Origin of the sequence: Bacillus sp. NPDC060175 (assembly GCF_042728695.1) — a bacterium.
Classification (GTDB): domain Bacteria; phylum Bacillota; class Bacilli; order Bacillales; family Bacillaceae_G; genus Bacillus_A.
Genome location: NZ_JBHWYR010000077.1, coordinates 1 through 19624 on the forward strand (window position 1 = coordinate 1; position 19624 = coordinate 19624).

The following is a 19624-nucleotide window of genomic DNA, read 5'->3' on the forward strand; positions in this document are numbered from 1 at the left end:
ATATTATATTGATAAAATATGTTTAATTATATTATATGGTATTCCCAATTTAATTTCACCGAAAAAGTTTGCGCTATCACGAAATCTCACTCTACAATCCAGTGACATTATCTCTTATATTTTCAAGTAGTAAAGATGAGAAAAACAATTAAACCTATCTATATTTCCAAATATAAAAACAACTAAAAAGACGAAAGAAACTATGAATATACACAGCCGCGACTACATTAGAAACGTTCAATTTTTCTGCCTTTATAGAACATGGGATACTAAAAAGGAACTAACCAGTACTACTACAATGGCTAGTTCCTCAATTTTAGCTAATAAGAAAAGAATGTAAGCCTGTTCATCAACAACTCGGCCTCCCTCTTCTTTAACTTACCTAAAACCCACTTCATATCTCTGTTCTTACTACGCACAGGGCACTTTTAAGTACTAACCGCTTCCTCTCTTGGCTGGAGCCTCTCTCCCAACTAAAAAAGAGCTTTTCAAAACCTCTTTACAACACTAACTTATCAACTAAACCAATTAACTCTTGAATATCAGGCTTACTCACTTGAGCATTCGCTCCAACTGCCTCACCTTTATGGAACAACTCATTCGTAATTAATGAAGAGAAAATAATAACTGGTAATTGCTTCATTACTTCACTATCTTTAATTACTTTCGTTAAATGGTGTCCATCCATTTTTGGCATTTCAATATCTGTAATAAGCAGATGAATATGTTCAAACATTCTTTCACCTTGCTCTTTTGCTAGTTTTTCAATTTGTGCTAACGCTTCTGCACCATTGCTGAAGAAGTTCATTTTCGTATATCCAGCTGATGATAATGTTTCTTCTAATATTTGGCGAAGCATCGCTGAATCTTCCGCAATATAAATCACCTTTTCAGCTCGATCTGTTTTTTGCTCTAATCCTGCAAGTGATTTATTGTCATAACCAGTACCGCTAATTTCACATACAATTTTTTCATAATCTAATAGTAAAATGATTTTCCCATCTAGTTTTACAATACCAGATGTCGTTTCTTCTAGTCCCATAGATAATGAAGCTGGTTCATCAATTTGTTCCCACGAAATACGTTGAATACGATGTACTTCATCAACACGGAAAATAACCTTCATTTGGTTTAATTCTGAAATGATAAATTTCGTTTGATCAAGTGGCTTTGTCGATCTTAAATTAAGAGCGGTTGCTAAGTTAATAACAGGTAAAATTTCACCACGTACTTGAACAACACCTTCAACTGCATGATGAGCTTCTGGCACAGTTGTAACAGGGAATGGATTAATAATTTCACGCACTTTCATTACATTAATACTAAATAAATTTTCACCAACAGTGTACGTTACGATTTCTAATTCGTTTGTTCCGCTTTCTAATAAAATACTTTGTGCTTGTGACATAAAGGTGTCGCTCCCCTTCCAATAATTCCGTATATTTAATTATTAAGCTTTATTAAAATCAAAAAGTCAACTACCTATATGAAAAATATAGATAGTTGAGTGATCCTCACAGTTTTAAAGTAGAAATACTACCGGTAAAACTTAATCTTGTATAAACGAAGCAAGTGCCTCTAGTAACACTTCTTGTGCTCCTACAATTTCTGTCGGCATCGCTTCCCACTTTTTTGAAAGCTCTGTTTCCACTCTCATTCTTAGCTCTGGACCCATTTCTCCTAGCACATATTCTTTCGTCGCTATATCAACATCGATAAGCGAAAGAGCGTATAGTTCAGGATCATTTATTTTCTCAAATAATTTCTTCAGTACACTAGGCGCCATATGCTCTAATTTTTCAATGTGAATTTCCTTATCAGAAAATAGTAACTCATATTGAATATACGTAACATTTTCTTTAATAACTTTAAAATAGCAATTATTTTTTTTATCATTTACAAAATAACCGTTCGGATCTGCAATAATACTCTCTACTTGACGTATTAAATTAGGTAAACTACTCGCCGCCATTACAGTACGTTGCTCAACCTCACTTGGCGAAATGAATGTAACGCGATACTTATTCTGCGCCATCCTCCTCACCTCTCCTTTTATATAAACTTAGTCTAATTGTACAATATAGCACAACTATCTTAAATTAATCTAACTCTATTTCAAATCACTACTTATAGACCCTATCTTCAAAAAGAGAATAGGCGCCACCACAATTGACTTTCGGCCTCCTCAACTAACCTAGAACCTATCAATCTTATTCATGGCTCCTCGCCTCTTCAACTACCTTAGAACCTCTCCATATCTCTGGTCTTACAACATGCGAGCCACTCATAAGCACTAACCGCTACTACTCATCGCTAGGCCCTCTCTCAAAACTTTAAATGAACACAACTACAATCGTTATTCATCTAAACTATCGTTTCACACATCTTAAGCTAACCTAGTACCACTCCATATCTCTGGTCTCACAATGCACGAACCACACATAGGCACTGACCGCTACTACTCATCGCGCCCTCTCTCAAAACCTAAAAAGAAAGCTTTTACGCCCCTTTCAACAGCTCAATGTTATTGAACCAAAAAGCAAGCTGCTGATCCGTAATATCCGGCAACATAACGAAAAACTCACGGCACTTCATCTCATCTTTAAACAGTTGATACTTCCAAACACCATCACTACCAACACTTACGAAATAAAACTCATGAATACGACCAATGATTGCTTCCTTTTCACCAAATGAATACGGAGGCACTTGCTTAATTTCAAATTGATCCGGTAAATATGCATGCTCTTCTCGTTCCATGTTTAACACTTGCTCGGCAAGTTCACGTTTATTTTCGAAAAAAGGCAATTGTAAAATTCGCTCTTGTCTTGTCATACGAATAAAAAACCCTTTCTACTACATTACAATTTTTCTTTATACTATATTATCGAATTAAGTTTACAACTTCATTTAATACTTCATCTGACACTTTAATTACTTTCGCATTTCCCTGGAATCCACGTTGATACAGCATTAAGTCAACGAATTCTACAGATAAATCTACGTTTGAACTTTCTTTTGCTGACCCCCGTACATTACCTGCACCATTCTCACCAGCAACACCTACCCCTGGAATACCCGCTGATGGTGTGGCAATGTAATTTCCATTCCCAGTTTTCATTAATCCACCTGAATTAGGGAATGTAGCTACAGCTAGTTGTCCTACAACCTTCATACTACCATCCGAATATCTCATCATAACAAAACCACCGTCAGAAATAGAATAGTCATTTGCAATTGCAGCTGGACGCCCCGTTACTTCTGTTGTAGAAATAGTTTTCCCTGTCGGATAATTTGTTAAACCACTTAAATCCAGTGTCAGTCCCTTACCAAAAGGAATTTTAACCGTTCCACCTTTAGTAATTTCACCAGTTACTGGATCTTTTTGTACAGATTCATCTGTCTCCTTTAAATTTCCTAATGTATCAAATTTAAGATTTTTTTCGCCCGTCATGCCTTCAACAGGCTTAAATTCTTTTTCGTTTTTAGAATCATTTCTTACAGAAACTGTATATGTATATTCACCTGGCACCGGCTTCTCAACTTCTTTTCCGTCTACAGTCTCTTTTGTAGTCTTTTGCTTAATATTTACACGTAACGTTAACGAGTTTCCTTCCTCATCAAAAACTGTGAATTCGTGAGCTAATGCATTTTGGTTTCTAGGAAGGTTTCCACCTATTGTTGCCTTATCTGTTTGAATCCCACCAACAGCTGATCCCATCGGAATATGAATTGGACTTGGTCGTGAAGAAAAATCTATTTCTTGTGTTCCTGTTTTCACACCATAACCTAGCACATACTGTCCACCTGTAGTTGTAACATAGTTATCTTTCGATACACCAAAAGACCCCTTTCTCGTATACTCTACATTTCCACCATTACGATCCCCAACTAAAAATAAGCCGTTTCCCTCTATGGCTGTCTCCATCTTATCACTAGTTAAAGTAATAGAACCATCACTAAAATCTGTAGATGTCCCACTAAACTTTACACCGTTACCAATACTCTTTGGATTCGTACCAGCATAAGCACCGTCACCACGTGAACCAACCGTATTATTATATAGCAGATCATCAAAAATAGCTTTTTGCTTTTTATATCCAACTGTTTGTGCATTTGCAATATTATTTGAAGTAACACTTAATGCATTTTGTGCTGCATTCATCCCTGTAATACTTGTATATAACGCTTTAATCATAATCTATGTACACTCCTTTTATTAATTTTTCTTAACCTCTTCATTCTTTTCTATATCATCTTTCTTCTCATCTTCTGGATTTGTTTCTGCTATCGGTTTATCTGAAACCCTTTCTACAAAACGAAGTGTGACAACTTGATTATCAACAATAAGTTGTACATCGTTATTTTCGGCAAGTCGAACTGTTTCCACTTGACCAGTCACTTGCTCTCCCTTATTGTTTACACCTCTAACATACTTCCCTAAAAATTTCATCCCGCCATCAAGAGCTGTCGTATACATCGTTGATTGCAGTTTATCTACTGCTTTCGTCATATTTTGTACTTGCTCCATAAGCGATAGTTGCGCTGTCTGGTTCATCATTTGATTCATATCCATTGCATTAAATGGATCTTGATGTTGGAAACTCGATAAAAACAATTTTAGGAAATCATCTTTCCCCATTATCCCAGGAGTCTTTTGCTCTCCTGCTGAAACTCCGTTTGTTTGTTGAACTGGCGATTGCACACCATTAACAGATGCGTTTTTTGTTTGTGCTCCTGCTTGTAACGGAATATGATTTGTACTCGTTGTATTTAACCCAACTGTTGGCACGCTTTATTCCTCCAATAATCCCGCAAATTCTTTTGATTGTTGTTTCTCATGTTGCGTACTTACTGATTTCTGCTTTTGCCTTTGTTCTTGTTCTCGCTGTTCTTTACGGTTTTCATCTTTATCAGAATAGCTAATTTGAATATTAATTTCTTTTTCTTTTAACTTTAGCCTCAATTCATCAAAAATGATTTCAACACGTTTTTTCGCATCGTGTTTTTCCATTTCTACGTGAACATCAATTTGATCTCCATGCTTTTTCATAAACACAGTTAACGTACCAAGTTTTTCTGGATTTAGCTGGAATAAAACACGTTCTTGTTTCACTACAAATTTTTGCAGTGCTTCTACTTGCGCTTCCATTTTCTTTCCTAAGTCAGGCAACGAAACCTTCTCAGCGCCACTATTTGATTTTCCTATTTGATCGGTATTCGTTGCTTTATTTAATAATTCCGCACCCGCAGAATTCGAATCGTTTAACGAATCAACTTCTGGCAACTCTATCTTTACATCATCACTCTCTGATTTCGGAAGGTCTACGTCTTTAGACTCTTCTTGTTTCTTTGCGATATTACAAGTTTCTGTTTCTACAACTTTCAATGCGTGCATCGTTTGCTCCGGCATCTTCACTTTGTCTAACACCATTTGCATTGTATCTTCTAAACATATGGCATTTTTAATATTCATGTTTGAAAGGAGCTCTTGTAATTGTTGTAATTCAGCTGCAGGCAATTCGTTAAGTTTTATATTTCCATATTCTTTATACAACTCTTGTATTTTTTGTATGTATTGATATAACAATTCTGGCTGCACACGTAATTGCTCAATTGCAACCATCTGCTCAGATACAGCTAACAATAACTGTTCTGTCTCTTTCTTTTCTTCTTTCTTTACAATCGGCTCTTCTTTCGTTACCGTTTTTTTTGCGAGAATATATTCTTTCTTCTCTTCTTCTGGTGCTTCTTCTCGTTTCAGTTTCTCCGTTTTCGGCTGTTTTTTATTTTCAATTCTCATTGTATTATCGAATGAAGAATTTTCATTTTTCGATTGTACTTCTAGCCCTTTTTCTTTTTGCGGAGGTAAACTTTGCTGCACCGGTAATACAAACTGTATCACTACATCCACCTCATCCGTTCATACACATTTTTAAATCAAGAAGCATTTTTTCTTCCAGCTTTTCTTTTACTTTCGCAAGCTTCTTACAATCTTCTTGATACATTTCATCAATGACACGTTCTTTTTCTTTTACTTGTTCTAAAAGGCTTTCATTTTTTTGAATAAAACCTTCTGTTTTTTTAATTTTTCGATTCCATTCTTCTATTCTTTCAGGTGAAAACGTATGTGAAGAAAGCATGCCAGCCATAATACGTTGCCCAGTTTGTACGACTTTGCTACGTGATTTCACAACATATAAATCATATTCTTTTTTTTGTTCTATTTTTCTTTTTTCAGCTGTTAATTCGTACACTTCTTTTAAAATATGTTCTTTTTCTTGATTAATCTGCAATTTTATCGTGTCGTACTGCTGTTTATCCACCTGTTTTCATAGCCCCTTCCTATTATAACGCTCTCTTTTTCTATTATATAGTTTTTTTCTAAAAAAATCTGTGAAATATTAAAAAACAAAAAAATAAGGCCTCCGCGTACGAGGCCTTATATTATATGGTGTATCGCTTGAACGATATCATCAAATTGGAAACTATCCGATCGACCTTGCTTTAAAAACGTATTTATATCTTCTACTTTATTTTTACATTCAAAAATATAAGCATTTTCTTCATTTTCTTGAATCGTCCCTAATTTAAAGTACAATTCATTTTCTTTATAAATAGATAAGATTTTTCTCATTTCATTTGCAAGTTGCCAATGGTTAGACGACACAATTTCTTCCATAATCCTACTTACTGAATCTAACACTGAAATAGCAGGGTAATGACTAAGCGTAGCAAGCTCACGCTTTAATACAATATGTCCATCTAAAATACCACGTGCTAAATCTGGTACAGGACCGTTTAAATCGTCTCCATCAACGAGTACGGTATAAATACCTGTTATAGATCCTTTTTGTGTTTTACCAGATCGCTCTAACAACTTCTTCATATAACTTTCCATTAACAGTGTTTTACCACCAATCGGTAACTCTTTCACTGCAATATCAACACTTCTGCGCGCATCAGCAAAACGAGTGACAGAATCCATCATGAGTAGTACGTTGTTACCTTGATCACGGAAGTATTCAGCAATAGATGTTGCAAGCTTTGCCGCGCGAAGTTGCATAAGGTGGCTTTCATCTGACGTCGCCACAACAACAACGCTTTTCCTCATTCCTTCCTCGCCTAATTCTTTTCGAATAAAGTCTTTTACTTCTCGGCCACGTTCTCCTACTAAACTAATAACGTTAATATCCGCTTTTGCGTTTTTTGCAATCATTCCAAGTAAAGTAGATTTACCAACACCTGATCCAGCGAAAATACCAATCTTTTGACCGATACCAATTGTTAACATAGAATCAATTGATTTTATTCCCGTTTCAAATACATCAGTAATCTCTTCACGCTCAAATGCATGAATAGGAGGGGCATCTAATTTTATTTTCTGTAGTGGAATGTTTTCAGCGTTCTCATTTAACACTTCACCATTCGCACTTAACACCTTTCCAAGTAAATGATCACCACGAGGTACAACAACATCTTCTGCAATTAATGTAACTGAATCCCCATAACATACTTTTTCTGTCTGTCCAAATGGCAGTAACATATTATTCTCTTTTTCAATCGCAATTACTTCACATAAAACATTATGTTCTCCAACGAAACAAACATCTCCAATTTTTGCTTTCGGTCCTTTCGCTACGAAAAACTGTTCTTGTACACTATGAACTTTACCAATTTTCGTATAAAACGGTGTTTCGATAAACGTATTCCACTTATACTGTTCATTTATGAGCTTGTTGTTCATACATTTTGCTCCTCAAACAACTTCTCTTCTTCCCATTTCTGACGAAGTTTCGCAAATATAGGTGCAAATTTAAATTCAAAAAACTCTTTCTCTTCCTCCAAAACAAATTCACCGAACTGCAGGGAGAAATCATATTTCCATTCTACTAATTGTAGTAACCAATACTCTTTCGTATTTTCCTTCTCTTCTTGAATACGTTCAAACGTTTCTGGATGTACTGTTATTATTAATTTTTCAAATGAAGTAGGCAACGTTTGAACGATGCCAGTTAAAATTGGTAACACATCAAGTAATCGTGAATCTACCGCTTGGTTTACGATTTTTTCTGCTAGATGAAAAGATTGATCCCACAATAACTCTGTCCATTCGTATGCTGTTTCTTGCTGTTCTTTTTGAAACTGCATACGTGCTGCTTCCATCTGTTCCATTTGTTCATGAATATGCATTTGAAATTGTTCTTTATCTTGTACTAGCTGCTGACGCTCTCGTTCTAGCATTTGCTGCCCTTGTCTTAACTGATTCATTTCCATATGTAATGATTCTTGCTGGGCGCGAAGCTCTGCATGATCAGCTTGTAATTCTTCCTCTTCTATTTGGACTGAAGCTAGTTTTGGAAATTGTAATTCATACGTTTCTTCAGAAAAAGAAACAGAATTCTTCGGAATTCTGTTTTTAAATAAGGACATCCCCTTCACCTCTTTGAACGATAATTCTTCCTTCTTTTTCTAGCTTTTTAACTGTACCTGTAATCGTTTGCTGCGCTTTTTCAGCATCCGTCATCTTAAGCGGTCCTAAGCCATCTAATTCTTCTAGAATCATCTCTTTACGGTTTGAAGACATACATGTAAATAATTTCTCTTTAATTTCTTCTTTTGCAATTTTAAGTGCTTTCGCAAGAACACCGTTATCTGTAATTTCTTCCAATACACGGCGAAGCGCAAGATCTTCAAGACCAAGTAAATCTTCAAAGACAAACATATTTTCTTTAATTTTTTCAGATAACTCATAATCGACTTCATCCAGCTTTTGAAAGACTGTTTTTTCAACACCTCGTGAAACATTATTTAAAATGTTCACGATCGTTTTCAAGCCATCAGTTTTATTAATTGCACTAAATGCCATATTATTTAATTTCGTTTTTAACAACTCACCAATTTGATTAATTAATTCACCATCAACTTGTTCTAGTTTTGCAATACCCATTACCGTCTCTACTCGTTTATGATCTGGCAATCTCTCAATTAATTGAGAAGCAAGTTGCGGTTTAATGTAAGAAGCAATTATCGCAATCGTCTGCGGTGATTCATCATTGAGCACTGTAAGAAGTGGTTCTAAATCTGTAAGTGAATTTAAGAACTCAAACGGATTATCTTTGTTATACCAAAGGTCTTCCAATAATTTTTCCAGCTCGTCTTCTGGCATGTTTTTAAATATGCGACGAATGTACTCTTTATCTGGAGTGACTAAGTTCAATTCTTTTACATTTAATTCATACAAGAACTCCCCTAGCACATTTTCTAACGTTTCTGGTTTATATACACGAAACTTCGCAATTTCACGAAGTAATACTTCTTTTTCCTCAGCTGTCATATATTCAATGACTTTTGCTGCCACCCCTTCGTCTAATGTACGAATGAGGATGGCAGCTTTTTCTTTGGAGGAGATTTCATCTAACATCGTTGTTCCTCCCTTACTGTCCGTTTAACCATTTTTTAATTACTTTTGCAGTACCTTCTACATGTTCTTTCGTAGCTTCCTGCACTTGATCATCTAACGTTGGTTCTTTCGGTTCTTCTGGTTCCGGTGTTGGCTCTGGCACTATTTTTTCTTCAGGAATTTCCAAGATACTTTCATTGCTTGCAGCAATTTCCTCTTCTGCTAAGTATTCTTCATATTCCTCTTCTTCTCTCTTTTTCTTACGTCTTGCTAAGAAGAACCATATTAAGCCAATTAACGCTAACAAGCCAGCTGTAATTCCACCGAATAACCACCAGTTCATACCACTTTCTTCTGGCTCTTTCTCTTTTTCAACTTTCGGCTGGTCGAACTGAACAGTTACAACGTTAACTTGACCGTTTGTAAAGTTTCCATTCGGATCAGCTTGAAGCCCAGCTGCTGTGCCAATCGCTTCTTTGAATGTAGTCATATCAATTCTTCGTTTTACTAACGTATCATTATCTACCCATACAACAACATTTGTTTTCGTTAATTCTGGATGTTTCTTAATTGTTTCAACTGTTTTATCTATTTCATAGTTTTCAATTTTGTTACCATTTTTATTATCGTAGACAACTTTACCGTTTTGATTATTGTTCGTACCGTAGTTCGGCACTTCACCGTTTGCTGTAATACCAGCACCTTGCTTCGTATCTGCTCCTTCTTGCGCAGTAGAGCTTTCTTCTTGCTCTTGTTTACTACGAAGTACACCTTTATCACCATATTTTTCTGACTGACGTGTAACTTCATCGTAGTTTACAGACACTTTCGTATTCACTTTATATTCATTTGACTTAAACATCGTCATTAACGTTGCGTCAATATCTTGTTTTAATTTACCTTCAATTTGATGCTGCATCTCTACTTCTTTTTCATAAGAAGAGGAACTGTTAGAATGCGCTTCATCTGCTCCTTTTGAGATGATACCTTTTTTACTATCAATAACACTTACTTCTTCTGCTTTCACGCCAGGAACTGCCGCACTAATCATTTGCTGTATACCAGCAACTTGATCAGCTGTTAATAATTGTCCACGCTTCACACCAACAGTAATCGCCGCTGTTCCTTTTGCTTTTTCTTCATCAAAAATTGTTTCTTTTTCAGGTAATGTAATTTGAACATTTGCCGTTTCAACCGTCGCAAAATTTCGTACAATATCTTGCTCCAATTGTTTTTTCGTACCGACAATTTGCTTCATTTTTTTATCTTGCTCACTTGACCCGAGTGAGCTTTCTAATAAAATTTCCTCGCCGCTCTTAGAGTTAAACGGTAAGCCCATTCCATTCATTTCTTTTCGAACCCATGGAGCATCATTCTTTTGCACACGAATTGAACCATCGGCCGCTAATTGGTAATCGACACCTAACTTCGATAATTCTGCTGTAATCTCTTGCTTATCTGCATCATTTAAATTTTGATATACAACAACATATTTATCTGGCAAGGTGAAGTATAAAAGTGCTCCTGTTACAACCGCTAAAAGTGCAGCACCGATTACTAACTTATGCCACGTTTTTAACGATTGGATAACATTTTTTATCTTTTCCATTTAAACACACCCGTCCACTTTCCTAAATTTGCATATTAATTAGTGACTTATAATTTTCAATAAGATTATCACGTACGAGAGCAGCCGTTTTCATTTGAGATTCAGCTTTTTTTTGCTGAATTAAAACGTCATGTGTTTCTCCTACCCCTTTTGTTAATAAATCATATACTGCTGTTTGCGCATTATTTTGCGTTTGATTCATATCTTCCAATAAATCAATAAACTTTTTTCCCTCAACCACAGAATTTTCCGAAGTTTTCGGTGCACCAATTGACTGAATTGCTCCAAATGGCTGTGTATTTAACATTGGTTGAATTTTCATATCCCTATCTTCCCCCTTATCCTCGTCCAATTTCTAAATCTTTATCGAGCATTTTTTTGTTCGCATTTAATACACTTGTATTTGCTTCATACATTTTTTGAGCAACCATAACATTCGTCATTTCAGCAGTTACATCAATATTTGGATAACGTACATATCCTTCTTCATTTGCGTGCGGATGCGTCGGATCATACACTAAGTTTTCCGTTTTGTCTGCTTCAATACTTTTTATTTTCACTCCGTTAGTAGGAGCCCCGTCTAACATACTTGCAAAACTATTATTTGATTCTAGCACCACACTACGACGCTCATATAAATCTGCCCCCGGAGCCGCTGTCGTATTCGCATTTACAATATTGTTTGAAGTAACTTCCATCCACTTTCTCGCTGTCGTTAGGCCTGAGCCACTTGCATTGATTGCCTGAAACATCGTTGTCTCTCCTTCTACCTTTAACGTCCACGTGCTGCTTGGTTAATTGCGTATTGTGTATTAATTGCATTAATTGAAATACCGTATAACTGATTTGCTTTCATTAAATCTAGCATTTCTGTCGTCACATCCACACTATTTCCATCTTGATTCGTTTGCATTGATTTCGTTTGAATCTTTGCATATGTATTTTTCATATTTACTGTCGGTAAGTGCATTTCATTCGTTTGATATAAATCTGGATTACTCTTTAAATCAGCCGCATTGTTCTTATATAACGCACTACTCTTACTCATCTGCTCAGCAAATGTTACATCTTGTGCTTTATAGCCAGGCGTATTCGCATTTGCAATATTACTAGAAACAGTATTTCGTTTCGTCACTAAATAATTCATATAATGGCTTACATCACTCACTAAATCTGGCATATTCCACACCCTTCCTTTTCTACCTTAATGATCCACTGATGGAAGTTTCACTTCATTATTTATTTTCTTATATGTGTTTATTAAAATATTAACTATCATGTACCCTTACATATTTTATTCCATTTTTCCATTGTTGTCTTTAGAAAAATACAAAAATATAAAAAAGAATACAAAAAAATGTATACACGTAGTAATCCATGAAATATTTCGATATATGAAATACAAATCAAAGTCAATTTTTATATTTTTAGATTACTTTCTCATTACAGGCATAAAGTGAAACCTCAATCAGCGGAACTCTTTATTTAAACAAGGAATGGATTCCCTTTTAAAAAGGGGAATCCGTTTCCATACTTTATCATTAATATTTACCATAAAATGAATTAGCTTTCATTCGCCCATCATTTTCCATAATCATTTCTTCCAAAATCTTTTGCTTATCTCGAATATGCTGCGCTGCCTTAATAATCCACGGGGTAACTTCCGTTGCAACTTGCGTGCGCGTTTCTTCATCCAATGTCATCATCCAACGATTTAACATCTCACTTTTCTCAGCAAATTCTTCATCTGAAACCTGCAATTCACCGATTCTATTAAAACAACTGACAAACGTTCGATAAATATCATTGTTCATTTTCGAGCGCTCCACGGTAACCGTCTATTAAATCTTGTAACACTTGTACAATCGCATCAATGTCTTTTGCTTCACGCGTTACTTTCATCGTTTGAATTTGAATGCTAACCCAATCGTATAAACCGAATAGGCTGTCATATAAATCTTTCGAAATATCAGGATTTAATTGAAGCTTCAACTCTTCAAATATACGTTCTAACTTTTCAAGAAGGTCGTCTCCTTCTTGAAGTTTAAATGTATTTAAAAGTTCTTCTAATTTACGAAACTCCACGATACATCTTTCATAAATAAATATTGTATTTTTAATCGGATTACTCGTCATAATATCGTTTTGCATATAACGTTGCCATGCTTGCATATAATCACTTCCTCAGCTTTCATTAATCATCACTTTTTGTTTTTGTCATTGCTTTGATTGTCTGCAGCTGACTATCAAGCAATGCTAGCTGGCTTTCCAACTTTGCATATTTATCAATAATTGATTCTTGTTTTTTCTTATTAATTGTATCAATATCTTGAATTTTTCTCTCTAAATCAGTTACTTGCTTTTCAATACTTTTAGAGCGTTTTCCAATAATCCCTTCATCTCCAAAGATTCCCTCGAGCTTTTTATCTATATCATGACCAATGCCATCAAAACCAAAGAAAAATTGTTTTGTAGATTCTGGATTCTCTTTAAAAGCTATTTTCAATTTTTCTTCATCAAGAGTCATATTTCCTGTTTTATCAATTTGAATCCCAAAAGAAAATAAATACTTATCATCTTGGGAAAATCTAAAAATGCTTGTCATTGCATTACTGATAGCAAATGAAACATTATTCCCTTGCATTACTCCATTTTCACCAGAAAACAAATCTAAACTTTTAACAGCGTTATTATACTCATCTTTCATTTTTTTGATTAAATCTATCGAATTTTTTATATCTGAATCTTCGATAGTTAATTTAATTGGCTCTGTAGTTACCTTTTCTAAGTTAATAGTTAATCCTGGAATTGTATCAATCTTATTTGTTTTACTAGTTCCCTTAATTCCATTTATTGTATATTCTGCATTTACTGCTCCTGTCACTTGATGTGCAATGGCATTCGTTCCATCCGTATTTTTCGCAGAAGTAACCAGCCCTATATTTTGTAAAAAGCCATTGGCACCATCCGTTAATTTCAGCTCTCCCTCTTTTCCTGCAATAGTAGATGTGAAAAATAGTTGATCCCCTAATGTGTATACGGATACACCATAATTTCCATTATTAATTTTATTGACAAGATCTTTATACGTCATATCTTCCGAAATTTTAACTTCTTTTCCATTTATCTGAAATACATCATCTACTCCAAGCTTTAAATCTAAACTGAATTTTTGCTCCGTACCTTCAGGAGTTTTTGGGGGAGTAAGTGGAGCTGTAGTTATTTGATGCCTTTCTGCTACTCGCTCTACTGTAATTGTGTATGTTCCAGGAATTGCAGCAGCATCCGCCTGTGCTGTCATAAAACCATCTTTGGATAGAGTTGTTTTCTTTTCATCACCTTTAAATGTGTTTAAATCTTTGAATACTTGCACAAAATTTGCAAACTCTTTTTTCATGCTCGCATACACTTTGTTTTCATTTGTTAACGTTTGTTTTTGTGTAGTATATGGTGATTTTTTCATTTCCAATGCTTGTAACTCTAAATCTACTAACTTCTTTGTATCTATCATATTATTTCCTAAATTCCATATTTGCTGTCTGTCACCATAATTAGATATTGTCCCTGCCATATTTTTCACTCCTTATCATTTACATGTAATCTAAAATACTCGTTTTACTCATCGTACTAACAGCTTTTAATGTTGCTTCGTACGTTGCGTTTATATAAGCTAAATCAGAAATTGCGACCGCTAAATCAACATCCTCAATTTCTTTACGATTTTCTTGAAGTGCTACATTTTGCTCGCTTAAAATTGTTTTAAACGTCTCCATTGTGTTCATTGTCGAACCAACTTCAGTTGTACGATTAATGATGCCATCTAAGTTTTGCTTATTTCCTTCTAATAACGGTTTTAACGCTTTTGGGTCACCGTTTTGCATCGCTTCACTCATCTGTTTTAACGTTTTTATAACTGGGGATAATAATGCTTCTCCGTTACGGAACGCTTTGAATTCATAACCGTCATTTAGTTGCCAGTTCACATCATTTTTTCCACCTTGGTATGTACCATCTTCTGTAAACGGTGGCTTCTCTGCACTATCACCACCGAAAATATAACGGCCTTGCTCTTTCGTATTCGCTAAATATACAACTTGTTTTAAAATTTGATCAATTTCTACACCAATAGCCTTCAATTCTTTTTCACTATTTGTTCCATTTAATGCTTGTACTGTTAATTGATCTGCTCTTGTTAAAGATTTCAAAACACCTTGTAAAGTATTTTCAGTTTGTGTTAACACATTTTTCGAATCCGCTATATCTTTTTGCATTTGTTCCATATTTGCCAATGAATGTTGAATCGCAAATGATTTACTTGCTGCAAGTGGGTCTTCACTCATAAGAAGGTTTTTCTTCCCTGAAGTTACTTGATTTCGGTGGTATTGCTGTTGCACATTTAAATCCATCATCTGATTCTTTGCCCAGTTTGCATTTTGAAACGTAGATACTCTCATCTCCATCTTCTCCTTTATCTATATTTGAATTGGCGTGAAGAAGAAACCGCAACTATATACGGCTCTCCGCTTCCACCCTACGACGGATACTCTTTTCCCTCATAAAAGAGAGCTTTGTCATTTTTATTTAACACGAGGGCGATACATTTACTAAACATGGCTTTCCTCTCAGCTAACTTACCCTTCAACCATCTCATATCTCTGGTCTCACATCGATTGGGCCACTAATAGGCACTGACCGCCTCTATCCTTCGCAGGCCCTCTCTCCAACCATAAAAGAAAGAGGGGGCGCTTTTATTCCTCATTATCTAATAATCGAAAACAAACTATCAAACATCTCATTCATCGCTGTAATAGCTTTAGAGTTCGCCACGAAGTATTTCTGAAAGGCCATTAAATTAACCATTTCCTCTTCCATATTGACGCCTTCAATACTCATTTTTTCTTGCTGAATACCTTCTAATAAATCTTTATGGATATTTTGATACGCATTCACTGCACTTTTATCAGAAGCTACCCCAACGATAAATTGATCTAATGCTTGTTTATAAGAAAGGCCCTCTTTATACTTTTCATCTGTAATCCCTGCCAGTTCATTTGCCGTTTCAGCAGAAATTTTCATTTTCGAAATATCTTTTGCGAATTCAGGGTTTAACTTAATATCTTTCGCTTGATCTACAACGAAGAACTCTTTTCCCATCACTGTATTCACTTGATTTTTTACAGAACTCATTAATTCTTCAAGGTTTTTCTTATAACTAGCAACCTTGGCTTTCGTATCTATCGCTGATAAAATAGCTCCGCTAGTTAAAGGAATAACCGAGCCATAAATCCCGACAGACATTGGTTCTTTTTCTTTATTTAATTGAAGTGGATATGTATCTTGTCCATTTACTGTTAAAACACCATTCATTCTAACACTTGCAATATTTGGATTCATTGATTCATAAGATACTTCTATATCGGCGTACTTAGACATCTCTGTAGTAATGCGATCACGTTCGTCTAAAAGCTGATTTGGCACTTGTGTACCAGCTTGTCCGATTTTTTTATTCGCCTCTGCTAAACTAGCTGCGAGACGATTAAATTCATTTACATGCGCTTCAATATCTTCTTTCGTTTGTGCTTCCACTGTATCCAAGTTTTTCGCAAGACGATTTACCTGGCTTGTGAACTTTCCAGTTTCAGAAATTAATGTATCGTAGTAATTTGGCTGTTCTGGATTTTTCGCTACTTCCCGAAACGCATTAAAGAATCCATCCATTAAACTAGCTAATGAATTCTTTCCTGTCGTCCCGACCATAGACTCTACACGCGATAAAGTAGAATTCATATAATTATAGTACGAGAGTTGAGATACTTGCTCGTTAAATTGTTTCGTTTTCACTTCATCTGTAATACGGTCAACGCCTAATGTTTGCACACCGTAACCAATTCTCTGTTCAGGTGAACTCCCATTACTTGCCCCAGCAGATCCGTAATTCACCATTTGACGCACATAACCTGGTGTATGAATGTTAGATAAGTTTTGTTTTGTCGTTTGTAACCCCATTTGAGCTGCTAATAAACCAGATAACGGCGTATTATAATCAGATAATCTCATAAAGCTTCACTTCTCCTTTACAATAGTACGTTCATAAAGATTTGCGAATTATTGTTTCTCTCCAAATTATATTCAGAAACGGAATCCACAATACTTTCTGTAGTTTTTAATAGTACGTTTAAGTAATATTGATTTTTTAAAAGAATCATTTTTACACTCTCTTCTAATTCAACTAAGTTTTTTTGTGTTTTTTCCATTTTTTCAATTTCTTCATGAGAAAAATACGAAAATAATGTACTCACGCGAGATGGTTCAACGCTCTTTTCTTTACAAAACTGAATAACCATTTCTTCAAATGAGCTCGATAATCCTTTTAAACCATCAATGTACTGCAATTGCTCTACTTGCAATTTTTGAACTGCATTTACATTTTTATGTTTTAAATTCTCATATATTTGTTCTCCAAGCGTTTGAATGTTTTCAAATGCTTTTTGAATAATAACGAGCTTCTCATATAATTGTATGTACATATAGCTTCCTTCCTTTTACAAGACTAAATTTACAATTAAACCGTGGATTTCTCCAATTTGATTTAACATTTCTAAATGTCCAGTTTTTGTATTAATTAAGTTCATCACATCTTCTAATTCATTTAATCCCATTTCTGCTTGTTTCACAATCGTCATTTTCTGTGAATATCCGTAACGCGGATGACGAGACATAACGTCTTTATATTGCAATACATTATCTACGTAAAAATTCAAAAATGATTTCACTGTATTTTTGTATTCCATGACATTATCAAGCGTTAATTCCATTTCAATTTTCTCTTTTATTTCTCCAATATTATCGACAAACGCTTCCATTTGTTCTAGCAATTTATCTTTTTTCGGATCTGCATGCAAATTATCCGAAAATGCAAGTCCTGTCCTGACATTTGCTTCTTTCGGCATTTGAGTAGCAGGCGGTATATGCGATAAAATTGGATTATGCGAGATAGAACGTAGCATATATATCACCTATTTATTTTTTTATTTCTTCCTAAACTTAATCGTAAAATCCAGTTATTTATAATTATACTCTGAACAGTAATATTTTGCAGTTATTTTTTATAAAAGATATGTTACAATTTAGCATGAGGTGGCACAATTCTATGAATATTTTTCTTTGTGGTTCAAATCAATTAACAGCATTAGATCAAGATGAAATTAAAAAATTTTTAACTGACTATGCTCACAAACATAAAATTTACATATTATGTTATAAATCTATCGAAAATGAAGTTCTTCGTTTTTTCATCGAAAACGAAAGACTCGCTCAAAATTTATGCCTTTACACGCTACAACCGTTACAAGCATTAACAGATGAATTTCAAGAAGTCGTTCATTACTTAAAAAAACACGGAGCCGAGTATGTTGCTTTTGATCACCCTTCCGACTCCATTTATCGATCAGATTTTATGTTTTTTGTAAAACAAATTATTGAAGATACCGATTTAGTTCTCTGTTTTTATAACGGGGACAAACATACATCTGTCATTCCCGTTGACGTTGCAAAAGAAGCAGGAATTGATGCTGTTATTTATGATTTACCAGGCTTACATGAAAAGCAGATGAAAAAAAGCTTTGAACAAAAAATTCGTATGATGTAAAGGGGGAGGCACAATATCGTTATTGTGCCTATTATAAATATGATAATTGAACAAGATTATGATCATTTTATCGCGAGTTTTAAACAACAATTCAATATGGATATCGCTTCGTATAAACAAGATAGAATGCGCCGTAGAATCGATGCTTTCATTTCAAGAAAAGGATTTGACAACTACGCAAATTTCTTAAATCATTTACGTGCCGATCAAAATTTATTTTTAAGTTTTATAGACTATATTACAATTAACGTTTCAGAGTTTTTCAGAAATAAAGAACGCTGGCAAACGTTAGAGACGAAAGCACTACCAAAATTACTTGAACAAAATAATGGGAAATTAAAAGTATGGAGTGCTGCTTGCGCTGCCGGTGAAGAACCATATACACTCTCTTTAATTTTATCGAAACATCTATCTCCATTTCGCTATGAAATTCAAGCAACAGATCTTGATTCTCATATTTTAGAAACTGCAAAACGTGGTCGTTATGCAGAACGTTCTTTAAAAGAATTACCTATCGATTTGAAAGAGCGTCATTTCACAAAAGATAATGATACATATTCATTGCATCAAAACATTAAGCAAAACGTTACGTTCAAACAACATGACCTCTTAATGCAGTCATTTGATACAAATTACGATTTAATTATATGTCGCAATGTTATGATTTACTTTACAGAAGAAGCACGAGTAAAACTTTATGAAAAGTTTAGTCGTTCCTTACGAAAAGGTGGCGTATTATTTGTTGGTAGTACTGAACAAATTTTAACACCCGAACGTTACAATCTTCAGCGATTCGATACATTCTTCTATGAAAAAATATAAAGTGAAACTTTAATCAGCCCATACCAATCGGGCTTTTACGGGATAAAAAAGGTCGTCACAATGAATGAAGTGACCCCTGAAAGTTAGACAGGTCGTTTCATTAGGCAGCCTCTAGGGTATGAGCCCGGTATTGTACCGGGCC

Annotated in this window: 23 protein-coding genes; 2 read left to right on the top strand and 21 right to left on the bottom strand. The window is 34.8% G+C overall.

What is annotated here, in order from left to right; all coding sequences use genetic code 11:
* Positions 1–499: 499 nt before the first annotated feature.
* The 21 genes from ACFWDE_RS25380 to ACFWDE_RS25480 form a co-directional block, all read right to left on the bottom strand.
* Entirely contained in the window at positions 500–1408 is a 909-nt protein-coding gene (locus tag ACFWDE_RS25380; protein WP_219917833.1) for a chemotaxis protein, read from the bottom strand.
* Positions 1409–1549: 141 nt separating this feature from the next.
* Complete coding sequence (locus ACFWDE_RS25385; RefSeq protein ID WP_377895555.1) at positions 1550–2035, bottom strand: LysR family transcriptional regulator; 486 nt, start codon at positions 2033–2035, stop codon at positions 1550–1552.
* A 464-nt stretch (positions 2036–2499) separates the two neighbouring features.
* A complete protein-coding gene (locus ACFWDE_RS25390) occupies positions 2500–2835 on the bottom strand; it encodes a DUF3964 family protein (protein ID WP_088039111.1) in 336 nt (111 codons plus the stop codon).
* 49 nt (positions 2836–2884) lie between these two features.
* Complete coding sequence (flgE, locus tag ACFWDE_RS25395) at positions 2885–4198, bottom strand: flagellar hook protein FlgE (RefSeq protein ID WP_215574714.1); 1314 nt, start codon at positions 4196–4198, stop codon at positions 2885–2887.
* Positions 4199–4219: 21 nt separating this feature from the next.
* A complete protein-coding gene (locus ACFWDE_RS25400) occupies positions 4220–4792 on the bottom strand; it encodes a flagellar hook assembly protein FlgD (protein WP_215574713.1) in 573 nt (190 codons plus the stop codon).
* Positions 4793–4795: 3 nt separating this feature from the next.
* Positions 4796–5905, bottom strand: a complete 1110-nt coding sequence (locus ACFWDE_RS25405; RefSeq protein ID WP_377895559.1) for a flagellar hook-length control protein FliK — start codon at positions 5903–5905, stop codon at positions 4796–4798.
* A gap of 10 nt (positions 5906–5915) precedes the next feature.
* Positions 5916–6326, bottom strand: coding sequence for a cytoplasmic protein (locus ACFWDE_RS25410; protein ID WP_088039108.1), 411 nt, complete (start codon positions 6324–6326; stop codon positions 5916–5918).
* Between the two features lie 116 nt (positions 6327–6442).
* A complete protein-coding gene (fliI, locus tag ACFWDE_RS25415; RefSeq protein ID WP_215574711.1) occupies positions 6443–7747 on the bottom strand; it encodes a flagellar protein export ATPase FliI in 1305 nt (434 codons plus the stop codon).
* Positions 7744–8433, bottom strand: coding sequence for a FliH/SctL family protein (locus ACFWDE_RS25420; RefSeq protein ID WP_002135390.1), 690 nt, complete (start codon positions 8431–8433; stop codon positions 7744–7746). Before ACFWDE_RS25420 ends, fliI begins: the two co-directional genes overlap by 4 nt.
* The gene (fliG, locus tag ACFWDE_RS25425) at positions 8420–9424 is read right to left on the bottom strand and encodes a flagellar motor switch protein FliG (RefSeq protein ID WP_000883357.1); all 1005 of its coding nucleotides are present in this window, start codon (positions 9422–9424) and stop codon (positions 8420–8422) included. The genes ACFWDE_RS25420 and fliG overlap by 14 nt, the downstream gene beginning before the upstream one ends.
* A 13-nt stretch (positions 9425–9437) precedes the next feature.
* Complete coding sequence (locus ACFWDE_RS25430; RefSeq protein ID WP_215574710.1) at positions 9438–11012, bottom strand: flagellar M-ring protein FliF C-terminal domain-containing protein; 1575 nt, start codon at positions 11010–11012, stop codon at positions 9438–9440.
* A 22-nt stretch (positions 11013–11034) separates the two neighbouring features.
* On the bottom strand, positions 11035–11334 hold the full coding sequence (gene fliE, locus ACFWDE_RS25435) for a flagellar hook-basal body complex protein FliE (RefSeq protein WP_215574709.1): 300 nt from the start codon (positions 11332–11334) through the stop codon (positions 11035–11037).
* Positions 11335–11350: 16 nt separating this feature from the next.
* Entirely contained in the window at positions 11351–11764 is a 414-nt protein-coding gene (flgC, locus tag ACFWDE_RS25440) for a flagellar basal body rod protein FlgC (protein ID WP_000484680.1), read from the bottom strand.
* A gap of 20 nt (positions 11765–11784) precedes the next feature.
* Positions 11785–12192: a flagellar basal body rod protein FlgB gene (flgB, locus tag ACFWDE_RS25445; RefSeq protein WP_001113113.1), complete on the bottom strand. Its 408-nt coding sequence runs from the start codon at positions 12190–12192 to the stop codon at positions 11785–11787.
* 361 nt (positions 12193–12553) lie between these two features.
* Positions 12554–12826 (bottom strand): flagellar biosynthesis protein FlgG, encoded by a 273-nt coding sequence (locus ACFWDE_RS25450; protein ID WP_215574708.1) that lies wholly within the window; start codon positions 12824–12826, stop codon positions 12554–12556.
* Entirely contained in the window at positions 12816–13184 is a 369-nt protein-coding gene (locus tag ACFWDE_RS25455; RefSeq protein WP_002135382.1) for a flagellar export chaperone FliS, read from the bottom strand. Before ACFWDE_RS25455 ends, ACFWDE_RS25450 begins: the two co-directional genes overlap by 11 nt.
* A 22-nt stretch (positions 13185–13206) precedes the next feature.
* Complete coding sequence (locus ACFWDE_RS25460) at positions 13207–14583, bottom strand: flagellar hook-associated protein 2 (RefSeq protein ID WP_215574707.1); 1377 nt, start codon at positions 14581–14583, stop codon at positions 13207–13209.
* Between the two features lie 19 nt (positions 14584–14602).
* The gene (locus tag ACFWDE_RS25465; protein ID WP_215574706.1) at positions 14603–15466 is read right to left on the bottom strand and encodes a flagellar hook-associated protein 3; all 864 of its coding nucleotides are present in this window, start codon (positions 15464–15466) and stop codon (positions 14603–14605) included.
* Positions 15467–15770: 304 nt separating this feature from the next.
* Positions 15771–17069 carry a flagellar hook-associated protein FlgK gene (gene flgK / locus ACFWDE_RS25470; RefSeq protein ID WP_215574705.1) on the bottom strand — a complete coding sequence of 433 codons (1299 nt, stop codon included), beginning with the start codon at positions 17067–17069 and terminating at the stop codon, positions 15771–15773.
* A 17-nt stretch (positions 17070–17086) separates the two neighbouring features.
* Positions 17087–17539 carry a hypothetical protein gene (locus ACFWDE_RS25475; RefSeq protein WP_215574704.1) on the bottom strand — a complete coding sequence of 151 codons (453 nt, stop codon included), beginning with the start codon at positions 17537–17539 and terminating at the stop codon, positions 17087–17089.
* Positions 17540–17554: 15 nt separating this feature from the next.
* Positions 17555–18019: a YaaR family protein gene (locus ACFWDE_RS25480; RefSeq protein WP_000946323.1), complete on the bottom strand. Its 465-nt coding sequence runs from the start codon at positions 18017–18019 to the stop codon at positions 17555–17557.
* A 143-nt stretch (positions 18020–18162) separates the two neighbouring features.
* Here ACFWDE_RS25480 and ACFWDE_RS25485 point away from each other — a divergent pair, with 143 nt between their 5' ends.
* Positions 18163–18660, top strand: coding sequence for a flagellar motor switch protein FliG (locus ACFWDE_RS25485; protein ID WP_215574703.1), 498 nt, complete (start codon positions 18163–18165; stop codon positions 18658–18660).
* A 39-nt stretch (positions 18661–18699) separates the two neighbouring features.
* The gene (locus ACFWDE_RS25490) at positions 18700–19482 is read left to right on the top strand and encodes a CheR family methyltransferase (RefSeq protein WP_215574702.1); all 783 of its coding nucleotides are present in this window, start codon (positions 18700–18702) and stop codon (positions 19480–19482) included.
* The last annotated feature ends 142 nt before the right edge of the window (positions 19483–19624 follow it).

Bases quoted from the DNA above. Each gene is read 5' to 3' on its own strand.
- ACFWDE_RS25380 (WP_219917833.1), bottom strand. From the start codon at position 1,408: ATGTCACAAGCACAAAGTATTTTATTAGAAAGCGGAACAAACGAATTA.
- ACFWDE_RS25385 (WP_377895555.1), bottom strand. From the start codon at position 2,035: ATGGCGCAGAATAAGTATCGCGTTACATTCATTTCGCCAAGTGAGGTT.
- ACFWDE_RS25390 (WP_088039111.1), bottom strand. From the start codon at position 2,835: ATGACAAGACAAGAGCGAATTTTACAATTGCCTTTTTTCGAAAATAAA.
- flgE (WP_215574714.1), bottom strand. From the start codon at position 4,198: ATGATTAAAGCGTTATATACAAGTATTACAGGGATGAATGCAGCACAA.
- fliI (WP_215574711.1), bottom strand. From the start codon at position 7,747: ATGAACAACAAGCTCATAAATGAACAGTATAAGTGGAATACGTTTATC.
- ACFWDE_RS25420 (WP_002135390.1), bottom strand. From the start codon at position 8,433: ATGTCCTTATTTAAAAACAGAATTCCGAAGAATTCTGTTTCTTTTTCT.
- fliG (WP_000883357.1), bottom strand. From the start codon at position 9,424: ATGTTAGATGAAATCTCCTCCAAAGAAAAAGCTGCCATCCTCATTCGT.
- ACFWDE_RS25430 (WP_215574710.1), bottom strand. From the start codon at position 11,012: ATGGAAAAGATAAAAAATGTTATCCAATCGTTAAAAACGTGGCATAAG.
- fliE (WP_215574709.1), bottom strand. From the start codon at position 11,334: ATGAAAATTCAACCAATGTTAAATACACAGCCATTTGGAGCAATTCAG.
- flgC (WP_000484680.1), bottom strand. From the start codon at position 11,764: ATGTTTCAGGCAATCAATGCAAGTGGCTCAGGCCTAACGACAGCGAGA.
- flgB (WP_001113113.1), bottom strand. From the start codon at position 12,192: ATGCCAGATTTAGTGAGTGATGTAAGCCATTATATGAATTATTTAGTG.
- ACFWDE_RS25450 (WP_215574708.1), bottom strand. From the start codon at position 12,826: ATGAACAATGATATTTATCGAACGTTTGTCAGTTGTTTTAATAGAATC.
- ACFWDE_RS25455 (WP_002135382.1), bottom strand. From the start codon at position 13,184: ATGCAAGCATGGCAACGTTATATGCAAAACGATATTATGACGAGTAAT.
- ACFWDE_RS25460 (WP_215574707.1), bottom strand. From the start codon at position 14,583: ATGGCAGGGACAATATCTAATTATGGTGACAGACAGCAAATATGGAAT.
- ACFWDE_RS25465 (WP_215574706.1), bottom strand. From the start codon at position 15,466: ATGAGAGTATCTACGTTTCAAAATGCAAACTGGGCAAAGAATCAGATG.
- flgK (WP_215574705.1), bottom strand. From the start codon at position 17,069: ATGAGATTATCTGATTATAATACGCCGTTATCTGGTTTATTAGCAGCT.
- ACFWDE_RS25475 (WP_215574704.1), bottom strand. From the start codon at position 17,539: ATGTACATACAATTATATGAGAAGCTCGTTATTATTCAAAAAGCATTT.
- ACFWDE_RS25480 (WP_000946323.1), bottom strand. From the start codon at position 18,019: ATGCTACGTTCTATCTCGCATAATCCAATTTTATCGCATATACCGCCT.
- ACFWDE_RS25485 (WP_215574703.1), top strand. From the start codon at position 18,163: ATGAATATTTTTCTTTGTGGTTCAAATCAATTAACAGCATTAGATCAA.
- ACFWDE_RS25490 (WP_215574702.1), top strand. From the start codon at position 18,700: ATGATAATTGAACAAGATTATGATCATTTTATCGCGAGTTTTAAACAA.